A 16,050-nucleotide genomic window follows, 5' to 3' on the forward strand; every position below is an offset into this window, starting at 1 on the left:
TATGGAAAAAATAAAAGTAACAGAAAATGAACTGGATGAGCTGATGGCAGTCATTCAAGAAGTATGGCCGGAAGCTTTTGTACCAATTATTGGTCAAAAGCAAGTCGATTATATGCTGAAAACTTATCAGTCAAAAAAGCAGATCCAAAAAGAACTGGCAGAAGGTGAAGGTGTTTCTTATTTTTTATTAAAAAGTGAAGGGAAGACTGTTGGTTACACTGCTTATGAAGAGATAAAAGGTAAAATCTATTTAAGTAAATTATATTTGCTGAATAAAGCCCGTGGCCAAGGATTGACTTCTTCGGTTTTTCGCTGGTATGAAGAACTTGCTGCGCAAACAAAGGAAAAAGAGATTTTTTTACGAGTGAACCAGGGAAATCATCAAGCAATCGAGGTTTATAAGCATGAAGGGTTTGAGATTACAGAAGAACTTGTTTCAGATATCGGTCAAGGATTTCAAATGGTCGATTATAAAATGAAAAAAGCTCTCGCATAATCTTAGGAACTGTGTTAAAGTAACTTCATGCGACGGGTCGAGAAGGACTCTGGTTTACAGAGCTCCTAATTGATTTTGGAGGCACAGGATAATTGATTTCTATCTTTATCACCTGCCGGATGCAGGGGTGTCGGGCAAGACTTTTGTGGAGAAGGGCTTGTCTGCTTGAGTAATCAAGTACCGTAAAAATGCGGAAAGAAGCTTATGCTTCTTTCTGCATTTTTTTTTACAAGAATATATTCTGTAAAATTGGTTTATTTCCCCTTTAATGCTAAAATCGAAGAGCAGATTAGTTATAAGACTGTTTAAGGGAGCCATTGTCATGTTCGAAAAACTCAAACGATTTGGGCGCAATTTTACGCAAACAACGCCCTTTATCTTAAGCAATACGGTTATTTTGATTCCTTATCTTTTATTTTTGGGAATAACAGATTCGCATAATTGGCTGACGATTTTGCCATTTACGCTGTTTTATGCCTTTCGGATGACTGGGCTGTTTTTAGTCAATAGTCTACGATTTGGTCTAGATAGTTACACTTTGCTGATGATCGCTCTGCTGATTGGTGGTACTGGATCATTGCTTGGAATACTAGGCGTATTTTATTTTCCTTTGTTTTATTTTTCAAGTGTTCTTCTAGGGCTGAGTGCAGCATGGCTTGTACCTGCTAATATCACGGTCAATTTCCATGAGAAGACGCAAGGCTTTATCAATATGGATGGGAAAAAGTACTTATTTGCAGCTATCTGGCTATTTCTCCTGTATCAAGCAATCGGACTGCCTGCACCGACTCAGATTGCAGCAAGCTTTACGATTTATACACTTTTTTACGTCATGGCCTACCATACGGTCAGTCATTATCCGCGTTATGAACTGGATTTCAAAGATATTAAAACAAATTTAGTGGCTACGCGGGAGCTTGTTTTATTTTTGGTGTTCTTTGGCTTATTGTTTCTTTTGAGAAATGCCCGATTGTTATTCGATGAAAGGCTTTTTGATCTTGCTGTTTATGGTTTCTTGGTGTTGTTCATTGTGTTCGTGTTCGTCTTAGGCCACCAGAAGAAGGAATGGAAGTTGCCAAGTTGGCTGAATCTGTTTACTTTTCTAAATGGAATGCTAGGGAATTTTCTTTTTTTGTTTAGCAGTTTTTATGTTGGCATACTGTACGGATTAGAGAAACTTCCGTTTTATATGTATTTTCCTTATGCTGCCGGGTTGATTGCAGCAAAAATAGTCGGACCATTGGTTTTGAAACATTTATCATGGTCTCCATTGGCTACGCAATTGCTTGGACTGAGTTCTTCTTTGCTGGTCCTCTTGATTCCGAATGGTTTTGCGATAGGTGTCTTTCTGCTTAGTTTCTGGCACGTAGTAACAGGCAGTTGGCTAAATAAGGAATACTATCAAACAGATGTAGCTATTCCTATGGATCGTCGGATTATTGCCAAGTACACTACTCAAAATAAAGGAAGTGTGATCCACCAGTTTTTATTGATGACGCTTTTGTTTATTTTAGCAAAAGAAATGGGAGAGCCAATCCATCTACTACTGATTATGCTGAACCATGGAGCAGTGCCGACAGCAAGTACGCAACTGCTTATTTTAGCCAAATGGATCAATGTCGGTCTCTTAATGAGCGGATTGGTGACTGTATATCATTTATGGAAGAAGGCGAAAAAGAATGAGGCTATTCATTGATGGAGATGGTTCTCCAGTAAAAGAAGATGTCATAAAGTTAGGAGAATCCTATGGTCTCGACGTGATGATCGTAACCAGTGTAGATCATTATACGACCAAAGAATACGCTAATCATGTCCAAATCGTCTATGTAGACCGTGGAGCTGATAGTGCAGATTATAAAATCGTCGGTATGGTTAAGAAGAATGACTTTTTGATCACGCAAGATTATGGTTTAGCTTCACTTGTATTGCCGAAGGGTGTGCGAGTGTTCCATCACTCTGGAAAAGAATTTGACGAAGCGAATATCGGCACACTTCTCGAACAACGTTACCATAGTGGGAAATTAAGAAAAGCTGGTATAAGGACAAAGGGTCCAAAACCCTTTACGGAGAAAGATCATACGGCTTTTCGTCAAGCGTTGAAAAAGGCAATTGACCAAGGTTTACCAAGTGCAGAAGATAGTAGGTAACGAAGGTAGTTTACTTGTGCGCGAATACACCAAAAAGGAACAGGGAAACAGGATAAATGGATTCCTTGTTCCTTTTTTGTTGTTCTTCGGTACTCGCTCAAAAAACGGTAAAATAGGAGGAGCTATTTTTATTTGGTCGTTCTTATTGCTTAAGACAGAACAGCTGTCTCCCAACTTTTTTCTACTTTTTCCTTTTCTTATACATTTGGATCAATGCATCAATTGCTAAAAAAATAATGACAAATGCGGCAATAGCATACGTAAATATCCCTAATAAGGAAACGACCTCTGCGTTTTCTACAGGTGCAGCTTGGACAAGCAGGGAAGATCCTACGATCAATGCAGCTAAAATCATACCGAAAACAAGCCGATTGATCATACTTTCGATCCTGCTCAATAATTTGTCTTGCTTTTTTAATTCCAAATTGACTTTTCCTTGTCCCGAAGTCCACATTTCTAATAGATGATGGAGCTGTTGTGGAATCTTAGGCGCAGCCTTCATTCCTTCTAATAGATCTAACCCACTTTGTTTCAATGTATCTTCTACATCCAGATGGGTGAGAAAGTAATGTTGGGCAAAAGGCGAAGCAACTTCCATGAGGGAAACTTCAGGGTCAAGGACACGGATCACCCCTTCTAATGTCCCGAATGCTTTCAGCAAAAGCGTGATATCACGGTCGAACTGCAGATTATTTTGATGACAGATCATCACGACTTGTGCGAATACTTCTTGCAAGTTGATTTCATCAATAGGGGAATCATAATATTGTTCAAGAAAACTTGTCAGTTCTTGGTGAAACCGACTTTCATCAAATAAGCCTTCCTGCTGACAAAGTCGAAGGACCGCTTTTTCGATTCGATAAGCATCTTTCGTATACAGCGCTAAAACGGCTTGTGTGAGCTTTTGCCTAAGACCTGCAGAAAGATGCCCCATCATGCCAAAATCAATGTAGTTGACCGTATATGGCGCAACAGGGTCTTCTGTAGAAGTAGAGGCTCGAAAAGCAAAGGGACCGAATTCTTTTTCATGAACTGTTTCAGCTGTTCGGCGAGCTCGTGTCTGTTCTTCTTTTGTTAGCACATGGAACAACAAATTCCCCGGATGAGGATCAGCATGGAAAAAACCATCATCAAACACCTGTTTCATAAAGTTCTCAACTAAAAGCTTTGCAACTTCTTGTTTCAGCTGCTTGTTTTGAATACCGGTGATAAAAGTTTCTGTTCCGTTTTCGGCATTCATTAAATGATTCAAGTTTTTACCAGACATTTCTTCCATCACGATCACTTTTTTCGAACAAAAAGCGTCATAAATTTTGGGGCTGCGGATCTCTTTCCAGCCATTGTTCTTTTGATAGAATTGTTCGCCATTTTGACTTTCTTTTAAGAAGTCCATTTCATTGATCAAGGAACGTTTTACTTCTTGGAGTACCCCTTTTAGATCAACTACGCTAGTTTCAGGAATGTATTTGATCAAAGGGATCGCACGCTCAAATAGTTGAAGATCAAGGCGGATCTCTTCGGCAATGTTAGGGTGTTGGATCTTAACAACTACCGCGTCACCGCTTTTCAGCTTGGCACGGTGAGCCTGTCCCATAGAAGCGGAGGCAAAAGGCGATTTGGAAAAATCATCGAATATATCTGATACTGAAAGAGAAAGTTCCGTTTCAATCGTCTTTTTGACCGTTGAAAATGTGTCGCTAGGTACACTGTCTTGTAATGTTTTGAATGTCTGAGTGAAGGCAGAGGAAAGCAAGTCCTCTCGAACAGAAAGCATCTGTCCTATCTTGATGAAGGTGGGGCCTAATTCTTCAAAGGCTTTTTTTACCTGTTCGGGATTTTTTTGCTGTACAAAGTTTGGCACTACATTGTAATTGATGAACACTCGAATGATTTCTGCCAAGCGGCTGCGTGGATTTGTTTGCGCCATCATCATCCCTCCTTTCCTTTATCATAACTTTTTATAAAAAGCGGGACAAATAATCTAGCTGACAAAAAATAAATGACGTTTGTTCTTTTAGGAACCAACTCGTTTTTTTATAAATAAGTTATTCGTTTATTTTTGTTTTGTGCTAAAATATGAGAGTAAATCACTGAACGATTTAGAATACAGGAGGACAATCTTTTGAAGATTACTTTACTATATGGCGGACGCAGCGCAGAGCATGAAGTGTCCATTCTTTCCGCATTTTCAGTTTTAAATGCCATTTATTATAATTATTACCAAGTTCAACTCGTATTTATTACAAAAGAAGGACAATGGGTCAAAGGTCCATTACTAACAGAAAAACCTGCCAGCAAAGATGTCTTGCATCTTTCATGGGACCCAAGTGGACAGACAGAGGAAGGCTTTACAGGAAAAGTGATCAATCCGGGCGAAATCAAAGAAGAAGGAGCCATCGTTTTTCCAGTTTTACATGGGCCAAAAGGGGAAGATGGAACGATCCAAGGCTTCTTAGAGACATTGAATATGCCTTATGTCGGCGCAGGCGTATTGACCAGTGCATGTGCCATGGATAAAATCATGACCAAATATATTTTACAAGCTGCTGGTGTGCCACAAGTTCCTTATGTACCAGTACTTAAGAATCAATGGAAAGAAAATCCTAAGAAAGTATTTGATCAATGTGAAGGTTCTTTGCTTTATCCGATGTTTGTCAAACCGGCGAATATGGGTTCTAGTGTCGGCATTACAAAAGCAGAAAACCGCGAAGAATTGCAAAATGCTTTAGCAACAGCCTATCAGTATGATTCTCGAGCAATCGTTGAACAAGGAATTGAAGCGCGCGAAATCGAAGTTGCTGTATTAGGAAATGAAGATGTTCGGACGACTTTGCCTGGCGAAGTCGTAAAAGACGTAGCATTCTATGATTACGAAGCCAAATATATCAATAATAAAATCGAAATGCAGATTCCAGCCGAAGTGCCGGAAGAAGTTTATCAAAAAGCGCAAGAGTACGCGAAGTTAGCTTACACGATGTTAGGTGGAAGCGGATTGAGCCGATGTGATTTCTTTTTGACAAATAAAAATGAATTATTCCTGAACGAATTAAACTCTATGCCAGGATTTACGGAGTTCAGTATGTACCCACTCTTATGGGAAAACATGGGCTTGAAATACGGTGATTTGATTGAAGAACTGATTCAATTAGGAATGAATCGATACCATCAGCGTCAATCTTTTTTTGAAAAAAATGAATAAAGAGAAATAAAGAAGAAGCTGGAGTGATTGCGTAGCCGCGTTCATTCTAGCTTCTAAATACGAATAGAGAAATTTACTTGGAAGTGAGAGTCATGCGAACCCGCCGTTTAGGCCAAACGCTTTTTTCACAACCTTTTTAGGAGAGATCTCAATGAATCTAACAATACAAGAAATTGCACAAGCCGTGGGCAGCGAATGCTCTGCACTGACAAAGATTACCAATGTCGAATTTGACAGCCGGAAGATAACCGAAGGAAGTTTATTCGTTCCTCTTGCTGGTACGAGAGATGGACATGAATTTATCCAGCAAGCGATCACAAACGGAGCATCTGCTTCATTTTGGAGCTTGCCTGTTGAACAAGCTCCAAAAGATTTTCCAGTTATCCCTGTAGCAGATCCTTTGAAAGCCATGCAGCAATTGGCAACCTATTACTTGGAAAAAGTAGGCGCAGAAGTCGTTGCAATTACAGGAAGCAATGGTAAAACCACCACGAAAGATCTAACCGCGTCTGTCTTGTCTGAAAAATACAAAACATATAAGACGCAAGGAAATTACAACAATAATATTGGTCTTCCTTACACGATTTTGCACATGCCCCAAGATACAGAAAAGATTGTTTTGGAAATGGGCATGGATCACGCCAATGAAATCACGGAACTTTCACTTATGGCTCAACCAAAAGCTGCAGCAATCACAATGATCGGTGAAGCACACATAGAAAATCTTGGGTCGCGAGAAGGAATCGCTAAAGCCAAAATGGAAATCACTGACGGACTTGTACCAGACGGATTACTCGTTGTGCCCGCAGATGAACCGTTGCTGACACCTTTAACGGCAACATTAGTACAAACAGTCACAACATTCGGTATTGGAAATGGCGATGTTCATGCGGAAGTGACAGCAGAAGGAAAAGCACAAACCGATTTTGTAGTAGAAGGAGAAACATTTACGATCCCGCTGCCTGGAAGTTATAATGTAACGAATGCTTTGATTGCGTATACGATCGGGCGCTTCTTTGGACTGTCCATACCTGAGATACGCCAAGGACTCGCTCATGTTTCTATCACTCAAAACAGAACTGAATGGCTAACGGCAGGAAATGGTGCAGCTATTTTGAGCGATGTCTACAATGCAAATCCAACAGCCATGGGACTGGTATTAGATACTTTTAAAAATCTGCCAACAAAAGGACGCAGAATCGCTGTGTTAGCAGATATGCTGGAATTAGGGAAAGATTCTTTAAGCATGCATGCGCAAATGAGTGAACATATCGATCCTGAGAAATTTGCCATGATTTTCTTGTACGGGGAACAAATGCATGCATTAAAAGAAGACTTGAATCAAAAATATCCGCAACTACCTGTGTTCTATTTTGAAAAAGAAAAGAATAAATTGATTGAGGCTGTCAAACAAAATCTTGAATCAACAGACAGCATTATGCTGAAAGGCAGCAACAGCATGGGCTTATTCGAAGTAGTAGAACAGCTTCAGCAAATGAAATAAAAATCTGTAAACTTGCAGAAAATGAAAAACTATGTTAGAATAACCTATTGCCGAAAGATGAAGAGAAATTGGACTGGTTTTGCCATGGAAGCAACTTGTCGAAACCAGATGTCATAATCATGATAAAGCTGAACGCGACCCGTTTGGCTTTTCTAATGCCTAAACTTCGCAAAGTGATTTTTCGGTGGTGCCACAGGGGCTAAGAATGGGTAAAAACGTGCGTGGCCACTGTCAAAAAGAAACAATACACTTTGACCGAACAAATCGACGGGGTAGCAAAAAAGCTACATCCTCAGTTAACAACCATATAGGAGGATTCATTTGAAATTTAAAGAACTAGAATTATCACCAGAATTGTTGAAATCAGTCGAACGCGCTGGTTTTGAAGAAGCAACACCTATCCAAGGAGAAACGATCCCGCTAGCATTAGCTGGAGAAGACGTTATTGGACAAGCACAGACAGGTACAGGGAAAACTGCTGCATTTGGCTTGCCAATGTTAGAAAAAATCGATCCAGATCGTCATGAGTTACAAGGACTGGTTATCGCACCAACACGTGAATTAGCTATCCAAACACAAGAAGAGCTATATCGTTTAGGGCGCGACAAAAAAGTGCGTGTGCAAGCCGTCTACGGTGGAGCAGATATTGGCCGTCAGATCCGTGGCTTGAAAGATCGTCCACATATCGTTGTGGGTACACCAGGACGTATGCTTGACCACATCAACCGCCACACATTGAAACTTGGAACTGTTCAAACATTAGTCTTGGATGAAGCAGATGAAATGTTGAATATGGGCTTCTTGGAAGATATCGAAAAAATTATTTCCCAAGTTCCTGATCAAAGACAAACATTACTTTTCTCAGCAACAATGCCGCCAGCCATCAAGAACATCGGCGTTAAATTCATGAAAAGTCCACATCATGTGAAGATCAAAGCGAAAGAAATGACAGCTGACTTGATCGATCAATACTATGTCCGCGCAAAAGAATACGAAAAATTCGATATCATGACTCGCTTGTTTGATGTTCAAACACCAGAACTAACAATCGTCTTCGGACGTACAAAACGCCGTGTAGACGAATTGGCACGCGGATTAGAAGCACGCGGTTATCGCGCAGAAGGAATCCATGGTGATTTGTCTCAACAAAAACGGATGAGCGTATTGCGTTCATTCAAGAGCGGTCATTTAGATATCCTTGTAGCGACAGACGTTGCCGCACGTGGATTAGATATCTCAGGTGTCACTCATGTGTACAACTATGATATCCCTCAAGATCCAGAAAGCTACGTTCACCGTATCGGACGTACAGGCCGTGCCGGAAAAGGCGGTATGTCTGTGACTTTCGTTACACCAAATGAAATGGACTACTTGCATGTAATCGAAAACTTGACGAAAAAACGGATGACGACTTTACGTCCGCCAACCGAAAAAGAAGCATTCAAAGGTCAATTAGGTGCTGCAGTTGAACAAATCGAAACAAAACTTGCAGAAAACGGTCTAGATAAATATCTGCAAACAGCAGATAAATTATTAGAAGAATATTCTGCACAAGATTTGGTTGCATTACTGCTGAAAACGACAGCAAAAGATCCATCTGATGCAGTACCAGTGAAGATCACACCAGAACGTCCATTGCCAATGCAGAAAAAAGGATACAACAAAAATGGCAAACGTGGCGGCGGAAACAACCGTAACCGTCGTGACGGTGGGAATTATCGTGGAAACAAATCAAAAGGCGGTTATAGCAAAAACAATAACAGCCAAAAAGATGGCGGTAAACGTCACAATGATAAAAAACGCGGATTTGTGATCCGTTCAAATAACGATTAAACCTAAAATGAAAGTTTCTCTGTTTTAAGAGAAACTTTCATTTTTGTTATTTGTGGACTTATTTGTGGCAAAATGGTTATAATTTGGTAGAATGAGAGTGTTCTAAATTTATTGAAAAGAGAAAAGCATATGATAAAAGGAATTGGGATCGATGCAGTCGAATTGTCTAGGATCACTCGGCTGATCGAAGAAAAACCAAAATTCATTGCACGAATCTTGACCTCTGAAGAAACGAAACTGTTCCAGTCCTTGCCTTTTCATCGCCAAGTAGAATTTTTAGGCGGACGTTACGCTTGTAAAGAAGCTTTCTCTAAAGCTTGGGGAACGGGGATCGGGAAAGTTACCTTTCAAGATATCGAGATTTTAAAAAATGAAAACGGTCAGCCCGTTGTTACGCGTTCACCTCATGAAGGCAATGTATGGGTCAGTATTACTCACACAAATGAAACAGCTTTTGCACAAATTATTTTGGAAGACTAGAAAGAAGGAAAAATGATGGTTGTCGCTTGGCACCGCCCAACGAAAGCAGTGATACATAAAAAAGCTATAACTGAAAATGTAGCAAATGAAGTGGCAAGACTTCCGCAAGGGAAAGAATTGTTTGCAGTAGTAAAAGCAAACGGATACGGTCATGGAGCTGTAGAGACAGCTGAAGCAGCAGTTGCTGGTGGAGCTTCGGGCTTTTGTGTTTCAAATTTAGATGAAGGAGTCGAGTTGAGAGAAGCTGGATTTACTCAGCCCATCCTTATCTTGAACATGGTTCCTTACGACGCACTGGCTTTAGCTGTTGCTCATGATTTGTCAGTAACTGCAGGTACACAGGAATGGTTGCAAGCAGCAGCTGTTATTTTAGAGGAAAGTAAGCTAGAGATGCCTCTTTCGATCCATTTAAAAGCAGATACTGGGATGGGACGTATCGGTTTTTATACACCTGAAGAAGTAAAAGAGGCAGCTGCATTCATCAGAGAAAGTCGTGTATTAGAATGGGAAGGATTATTTACCCATTTTTCTACAGCAGATCAAGCAGATGATACGTATTGGAATCTGCAAAAGGAACGCTTTATGGAAGTGCTAAAAAAACTTCCTGAACTTCCTCGATATGTACATGTCAGTAACAGTGCAACGGCTTTATGGCATGATGAAACAATCGGCAATATGATTCGTTATGGAGTAGCAATGTACGGACTGAACCCATCTGGACATGCACTTCCGGAAGTTTATCCGTTACAGCCAGCGCTTGAACTGGTTTCTGAATTGATCCAAGTCAAAAAACTCCCAGCAGGTGAAGGAATCGGCTACGGGGAAACATATATCACTCCTGAAGCAGAATGGATCGGAACGATACCGATCGGTTATGCAGATGGCTGGCTACGAAAGATGCAAGGTTTTTCTTTATTGGTAGAAGGAAACTATTGTGAAACGATTGGACGTGTATGTATGGATCAACTGATGATCCGATTGCCTCAAGAATTTCCGGTCGGAACAAAAGTGACGCTTATCGGCAAAAATGCAGACAAAGAAATCACTATGCAAGATGTAGCAGATCAATTAGGTACGATCCACTATGAAGTGGCATGCGGATTAGGACAGCGGATACCAAGAGAATATCAAGAATAAGGAGGATCCTATGGTAAAAAGAGGAGATATTTATTTTGCTGATCTTTCTCCAGTCGTGGGATCGGAGCAAGGCGGAACACGTCCAGTTTTGGTTATTCAAAATAATCTAGGTAACCATTTCAGCCCGACGATCATTGTTGCGGCTATAACGGCAAAAATGGCTAAGCCTAAGCTTCCGACTCACATTGGGATCAAAGCTACTGGAACAGGAATAGAAAGAGACTCCGTTATCCTGTTGGAGCAGATCAGAACGATTGATAAATCAAGATTGAAAGAAAAAGTCTGCCATTTGGATCGACCAATTATGGCAGAAGTTGACCGAGCATTAAAAATTAGTGTGGGCATTGAGGCACTGACTCCTGTTACTAAATAAGTATAGCGAAGTAACCATGCAGCCTTTACATATAAAAAAAGGACCAACTGTGCGTAAAAAAAGATACGTCCGCTTCTAGTACCAGCATTTCTGCTAGAAGAAGCGAACGTATCTTTTTTGATGATCCAAGGAGTGGTCCATGCGCCCTCCTCCTTTACAGCCAGACTTGGACTACCAGCTGGCTTTTTTTACTCCTGGAATCAAACCTTTATGTGCTAACTCACGGAATTTTATACGGGACATCCCGAATTTACGCATGTATCCGCGAGGTCGTCCATCGATTAGATCACGATTTTTCAACCGTTCTGGACGAGCATCTAAAGGAAGTTTACGCAAGCCTTCATAATCTTTTTGCGCTTTTAATTCCTGACGTAAAGCAGCATAGCGTTCAATCGTTTCTTGCTGTTTTTTTGCTTTGGCAATCTTTGATTTTTTAGCCATCAACAAATTCCTCCAATTTTTTTATTAGCGTAAATCGTAATCTTTACGCTTTTAGATGAATAATTTAACACGATACGCGAAAAAAAACAACTATTTTGTTTTGGATCATGTTCCAAATTGAAAAGACATTTTTTTTGTCAAAATAAAGGCATCAACGTAAACTTAAAGAAAAAGGGAGATGGTAACCATGCGAAGATTTGCAATTAACGGTTACGGAGAAGCGCAAGATGTTTTTGAAGAAATCGATGCTCATCCCAGAGAAGTCGATTCCGGACATATTCGTGTAGAAATAAAAGCATTCAGCGTGAATCCGTATGATGTTGCCTTGCGTTCAGGAGAGATGAAAGAGATACGAACATTGAAATTCCCTTATGTACTAGGTAATGATGGCGCTGGTATCGTGACAGAGATTGGTTCAGATGTCACAACTGTTCATGTAGGTGATCGAGTAGCTGTCCATGCAGTCGGCGGGACTTACGGAGAAGAAATCGTACTGCCATCAGCAAAAGCAGCAAAAATTCCAGATGAAATGAGTTGGGAAGAAGCAGCCGGAATGGTCACACCAGGGATTACGGCGTACAATCTAATCAATCATTTGACGGAAATCCAGCCGACAGATACAGTGATGATTCTAGGTGCATCAGGTGCGGTCGGGTCTAGTCTGATCCAGCTTCTCCACGAAAAGGGCATCCGAGTCTTAACCAGTGCCTCTAGTAAAAACGAAGAAAAAGTAAGGAAACTAGGAGCTTCAGCATTTGCTGCTTATGATAAAACAGACCCAGGTATGCAATTTGCTGATCAAGCAGACCTTGTGATTGATGCCACGAAAGGAAGCATCAAAGGAGAAACCGGCATCCAGATCCTGAAACCAGGTGGGAGATATGTTGCATTAAATGACCTCCCAGACCTAGATTTGCGGCAAAAAAAGGAAGGCTTTTATGAATCATTTGTTCCAAGAAAGGAATATCAAGATGCAGAAGCCTTTGCTGGCATAATCAAAGCCTATCAAAAAGGTGCCTTTCATATTTTTATTTCAATGAATCTGTCTGCTTCCCTTACACATGTCATCCAAGCACATCAGCAAGTTGAAGGGCATCCTCCTGCTGGGAAAATCATTTTGTCATTCGAAAAGTAAGAAATATAGGGATAAAAAATGAAAAAAGCTGAAACATTTTTGTAGGGGCAAAGACCAAAAAAAGTGTTTTAGCTTTTTTTGCGTATACGTATAATAGATAAAAATTTTGGCATAAAATTATCTTTCCCTTTTATTTCATGATAAAGTAAAGGCTGTAATCCTTAATTATTTCTCAATATGTAAGAGATTACAATGAGACAATTGCCGTGATATGTCCAAAAATTCGACTTTTTTGAAAAAAGCCGATTGAAAAAAGTATGAAATACATGGTAAAGTAATTCAGCTGAAAAAAGAAGAAGGGGGAGAACTATGCAGTCAATCAAAAATACACTTCGTTTATATTTGCTTGACTGGAAACGGATTTTCAAAAACCCGATTGCTACACTTTTGATCATTGCGATCATGATCATCCCTTCGCTATATGCGTGGTTTAACATTAAAGCACTATGGGATCCATATGGAAATACTGGAGAGCTGCCAATTGCTGTTTACAGTGCAGACAAGCCAGCAGAGTTTCAAGGTAAAGAAGTGGCCATTGGGGAGCAAGTCATCGAATCGCTTCATAAAAATAAACAATTAGGATGGCAATTCGTTGATTCAAAAGAACAATTAGAAGACGGAGTCCGTTCCGGAAAGTATTACGCAGGTATTTACCTGCCAAAGGATTTCTCAGAAGATCTGCTGAGTTTTACTAGTGGTGACATCAAGAAACCAAAAATCGAATATACGGTAAATGAAAAAATCAATGCGATTGCACCGAAAATCACCGATAAAGGAGCAAGTTCGATCCAATCGCAAATCACAAATGAATTTATCAAAACAGCCAGTTCGACTTTATTGAAAGTATTCAATGAAATAGGTTACGACATCGATACGAACCTAGTAAGTATCAATAAAGTCAAAGATATGATTTTATCAACAGATGAAAATCTAGACACGATCGACGGCTACACAAAGCAAGTCCTCGAATTACAAAGCCAGCTACCTGACATCAAGGAAAAACTGAATAAAGCAAATGAATTCGTGGATTACATCCCTAAAGTAGATGAGATGGGCGAAAAAGTCGTTGCATTGAATGATAAAATGCCTGAGTTGAAAGACCAAGCAAAAATCATCCTTGATTTGCAAGAAAAAATCCCAGAGATCCAAAATGCCGGTAAACAACTAGCAGAGATCGACGGTGATTTTGCTTCGATCCAAGAGACAATGAATCAAGGAATTGACGAAGCAAAACAAGGCTTGACGATCATCCAACAAGTACAAGGTATCTTGCCAGATGTGAAAAATTTAGAAAACCAGGCAAGTGATCTAGCAAACCAAACAAAATCAGGTGCCTCTCAGCTGAAAGATGCGATACCAAGCATCACAAACAGTGTAGATGTTACATTGAAGTCAATTGGACAAGTGGCAACAACGACTAGTTCGTTAATAGATACTGTAAGAACAGCTATTGAAGATGGTAAGCTGACTGATGATGAAAAGAAAAACATCAGCAATGTATTGAACGGCTTTATTGACGGAATATCTCAACAACAAAATGCAATCGATAAACTGGTCGAGTTCCTGACTAAATTGCAAACAAGTGCTGGAAATACGAAATTGCAGCCAATTATTGATCAGCTAAATCAATTAAAACCCTTGCTAAGCGATCTGCAAAACCGCCTATCTGCTTTGAACACAGCTGTTCAAAATGAAGACACGAAGGCTATTGATGAATTGCTGGATCAAATTGATGCCGTTGCTAATAATATCAATGGCATCATTGCTGGTATCAATACAGGTCAAATCAGTTCCACCGTCACTTCTCTACTAGACCAAGTCATCGATACGATTGGGACTGCACAAGGCGCACTGAGCAAAGCGGACCAGATCGACTTTGATTCGCTTCTCAGCTCAACGAAAGCAACTGTAACAAATGCAGTGGCAATCTTAGAAAAATATCAAAAAGAAATGCCTGCAATTGGACAAGAAATCCACGATGCCAATACAATGTTGAATGGCAATATGGAGACCATCGTCAATGGCATCAATGAAGGGGCAGACCTATACAACAATGAATTACCGATCCTTCAGCAAAAATTAGGGTTGGCCGCTGATTTTATCCAAAATGATTGGCCCGCACTAAAAAATGAAATCACCGGTACATTGACAACAGTAAATGAAAAAATGCCAGAAGTCGAAACAGCTGTGAACGCTGCTGCGGACTTGATCAACAATGACTGGCCAAATATCAAAGCTGGTATCCAAAAAGCAGCAGATGCGATCCGAAAAGGCGAACAGGAAGTTGATCTAGGCGAAGTCATCAAATTATTGAAACTAGATGCAACAAAAGAAAGTGACTTCTTTACACAACCTGTTGAGCTGCAAACCAATGCGCTCTATCCAATCGCAAATAACGGTTCAGCTAGCACTCCATTTTATACTGCACTATGTCTGTGGGTCGGCGCTGTTCTTCTTTCAAGTGTTGCTACGACAGAATACTATTTAGGAAAGAAAGACCGAAACAATTTTACGAAACGAGAACAATTCGTTGCTCGTATGCTGACATTCTTGACAATGGCAATCGCGCAAAGCTTGATTGTTACATTAGGAAATATTTTCTTACTAGGAGTAGATGTCCAAAATCCAGTCTACAGCGTGTCATTTGCTGTCTTGATCGCCTTAGCGTTCATGATGATCGTTTACGTCTTGGCTGCATTATTCGATAATGTCGGTAAGGGGATCGCTATCATCATTTTAGTACTGTCGATCTCTGGTGGAGGCGGGAACTATCCGATCCAAGTCTCAGGAAAATTCTTCCAAATGATCAATCCGTTCTTGCCATTTACGCATGCGGTAAACTTGTTGCGGGAATCTGCAGGAGGCATTTACTGGCCAAATGCTACGAATGCAATCTGGATCATGGTCGGTTTGTTTGTTGTCTTTGGAGTCGTAGGAACGGCAGTCTATCCGTTCATCGAAGAAAAAATGACGAAATTCAAAGAAGCGGCGCATGAGAGCCATATTTTTCATTAAAGAAAAGAGGTTGTGAAATCAGCGTTTTGAGCTAATACCGAGGGTCAGCTGATGGAACACCATTTACCAAGAGGTTGTGAAAAAGCTGTTCTACATGAAGTAATAAGAATAACCAAACAAAAACAGCTTCACATTTCTCTTTCAAAAGTTAAGATATAAAAAAGGATAGAACCTGATTTTCTAAGTCAAGTTCTATCCTTTTATTATAGAATTCAAAGAAAAAGCCCATAAAAAAATGTTAGATTTTTGCTGTATTAAAGCGTTTGAAAAAGCGCTTGATATTTTTCTGT

Annotated in this window: 13 protein-coding genes; 11 read left to right on the plus strand and 2 right to left on the minus strand. The window is 40.1% G+C overall.

All coding sequences use genetic code 11. The features are described from left to right. Nucleotide 1 precedes the first annotated feature (1 nt). The 3 genes from IGJ53_RS00975 to IGJ53_RS00985 all read left to right on the plus strand — a co-directional run bounded on the left by IGJ53_RS00975 (nt 2) and on the right by IGJ53_RS00985 (nt 2,643). Complete coding sequence (locus tag IGJ53_RS00975; RefSeq protein WP_259742056.1) at nt 2-496, plus strand: GNAT family N-acetyltransferase; 495 nt, start codon at nt 2-4, stop codon at nt 494-496. Between the two features lie 322 nt (nt 497-818). Continuing rightward, nucleotides 819-2,192 (plus strand): hypothetical protein, encoded by a 1,374-nt coding sequence (locus IGJ53_RS00980; RefSeq protein ID WP_259742055.1) that lies wholly within the window; start codon nt 819-821, stop codon nt 2,190-2,192. Further along, the gene (locus tag IGJ53_RS00985) at nt 2,176-2,643 is read left to right on the plus strand and encodes a YaiI/YqxD family protein (protein WP_010731769.1); all 468 of its coding nucleotides are present in this window, start codon (nt 2,176-2,178) and stop codon (nt 2,641-2,643) included. The genes IGJ53_RS00980 and IGJ53_RS00985 overlap by 17 nt, the downstream gene beginning before the upstream one ends. Nucleotides 2,644-2,824: 181 nt before the next feature. Here IGJ53_RS00985 and IGJ53_RS00990 read toward each other — a convergent pair whose 3' ends face one another. After that, complete coding sequence (locus IGJ53_RS00990) at nt 2,825-4,570, minus strand: ABC1 kinase family protein (RefSeq protein ID WP_010731770.1); 1,746 nt, start codon at nt 4,568-4,570, stop codon at nt 2,825-2,827. Nucleotides 4,571-4,765: 195 nt separating this feature from the next. Here IGJ53_RS00990 and IGJ53_RS00995 point away from each other — a divergent pair, with 195 nt between their 5' ends. The 6 genes from IGJ53_RS00995 to IGJ53_RS01020 all read left to right on the plus strand — a co-directional run bounded on the left by IGJ53_RS00995 (nt 4,766) and on the right by IGJ53_RS01020 (nt 11,169). Further along, nucleotides 4,766-5,842: a D-alanine--D-alanine ligase gene (locus IGJ53_RS00995; protein ID WP_438749344.1), complete on the plus strand. Its 1,077-nt coding sequence runs from the start codon at nt 4,766-4,768 to the stop codon at nt 5,840-5,842. Nucleotides 5,843-5,993: 151 nt separating this feature from the next. Further along, nucleotides 5,994-7,346 carry a UDP-N-acetylmuramoyl-tripeptide--D-alanyl-D-alanine ligase gene (locus IGJ53_RS01000; RefSeq protein WP_010731771.1) on the plus strand — a complete coding sequence of 451 codons (1,353 nt, stop codon included), beginning with the start codon at nt 5,994-5,996 and terminating at the stop codon, nt 7,344-7,346. 321 nt (nt 7,347-7,667) lie between these two features. Then, nucleotides 7,668-9,179: a degradosome RNA helicase CshA gene (gene cshA / locus IGJ53_RS01005; protein ID WP_010731772.1), complete on the plus strand. Its 1,512-nt coding sequence runs from the start codon at nt 7,668-7,670 to the stop codon at nt 9,177-9,179. Between the two features lie 129 nt (nt 9,180-9,308). Next, nucleotides 9,309-9,659 carry a holo-ACP synthase gene (acpS, locus tag IGJ53_RS01010; protein ID WP_002293418.1) on the plus strand — a complete coding sequence of 117 codons (351 nt, stop codon included), beginning with the start codon at nt 9,309-9,311 and terminating at the stop codon, nt 9,657-9,659. Nucleotides 9,660-9,674: 15 nt separating this feature from the next. Then, a complete protein-coding gene (gene alr / locus IGJ53_RS01015; RefSeq protein ID WP_010731773.1) occupies nt 9,675-10,796 on the plus strand; it encodes an alanine racemase in 1,122 nt (373 codons plus the stop codon). 10 nt (nt 10,797-10,806) lie between these two features. After that, complete coding sequence (locus IGJ53_RS01020; protein ID WP_002289874.1) at nt 10,807-11,169, plus strand: type II toxin-antitoxin system PemK/MazF family toxin; 363 nt, start codon at nt 10,807-10,809, stop codon at nt 11,167-11,169. A 171-nt stretch (nt 11,170-11,340) separates the two neighbouring features. Here the strand turns inward: IGJ53_RS01020 and rpsN are convergent, their stop codons facing one another. Continuing rightward, complete coding sequence (gene rpsN, locus IGJ53_RS01025; RefSeq protein WP_002293413.1) at nt 11,341-11,610, minus strand: 30S ribosomal protein S14; 270 nt, start codon at nt 11,608-11,610, stop codon at nt 11,341-11,343. 187 nt (nt 11,611-11,797) lie between these two features. Here rpsN and IGJ53_RS01030 point away from each other — a divergent pair, with 187 nt between their 5' ends. Next, a complete protein-coding gene (locus IGJ53_RS01030; RefSeq protein WP_010731774.1) occupies nt 11,798-12,745 on the plus strand; it encodes an NADP-dependent oxidoreductase in 948 nt (315 codons plus the stop codon). A gap of 309 nt (nt 12,746-13,054) precedes the next feature. Further along, nucleotides 13,055-15,760 carry a YhgE/Pip domain-containing protein gene (locus tag IGJ53_RS01035; protein WP_259742054.1) on the plus strand — a complete coding sequence of 902 codons (2,706 nt, stop codon included), beginning with the start codon at nt 13,055-13,057 and terminating at the stop codon, nt 15,758-15,760. The last annotated feature ends 290 nt before the right edge of the window (nt 15,761-16,050 follow it).

The organism is Enterococcus sp. DIV1283b (genome assembly GCF_051710965.1).
GTDB lineage: Bacteria > Bacillota > Bacilli > Lactobacillales > Enterococcaceae > Enterococcus_B > Enterococcus_B lactis.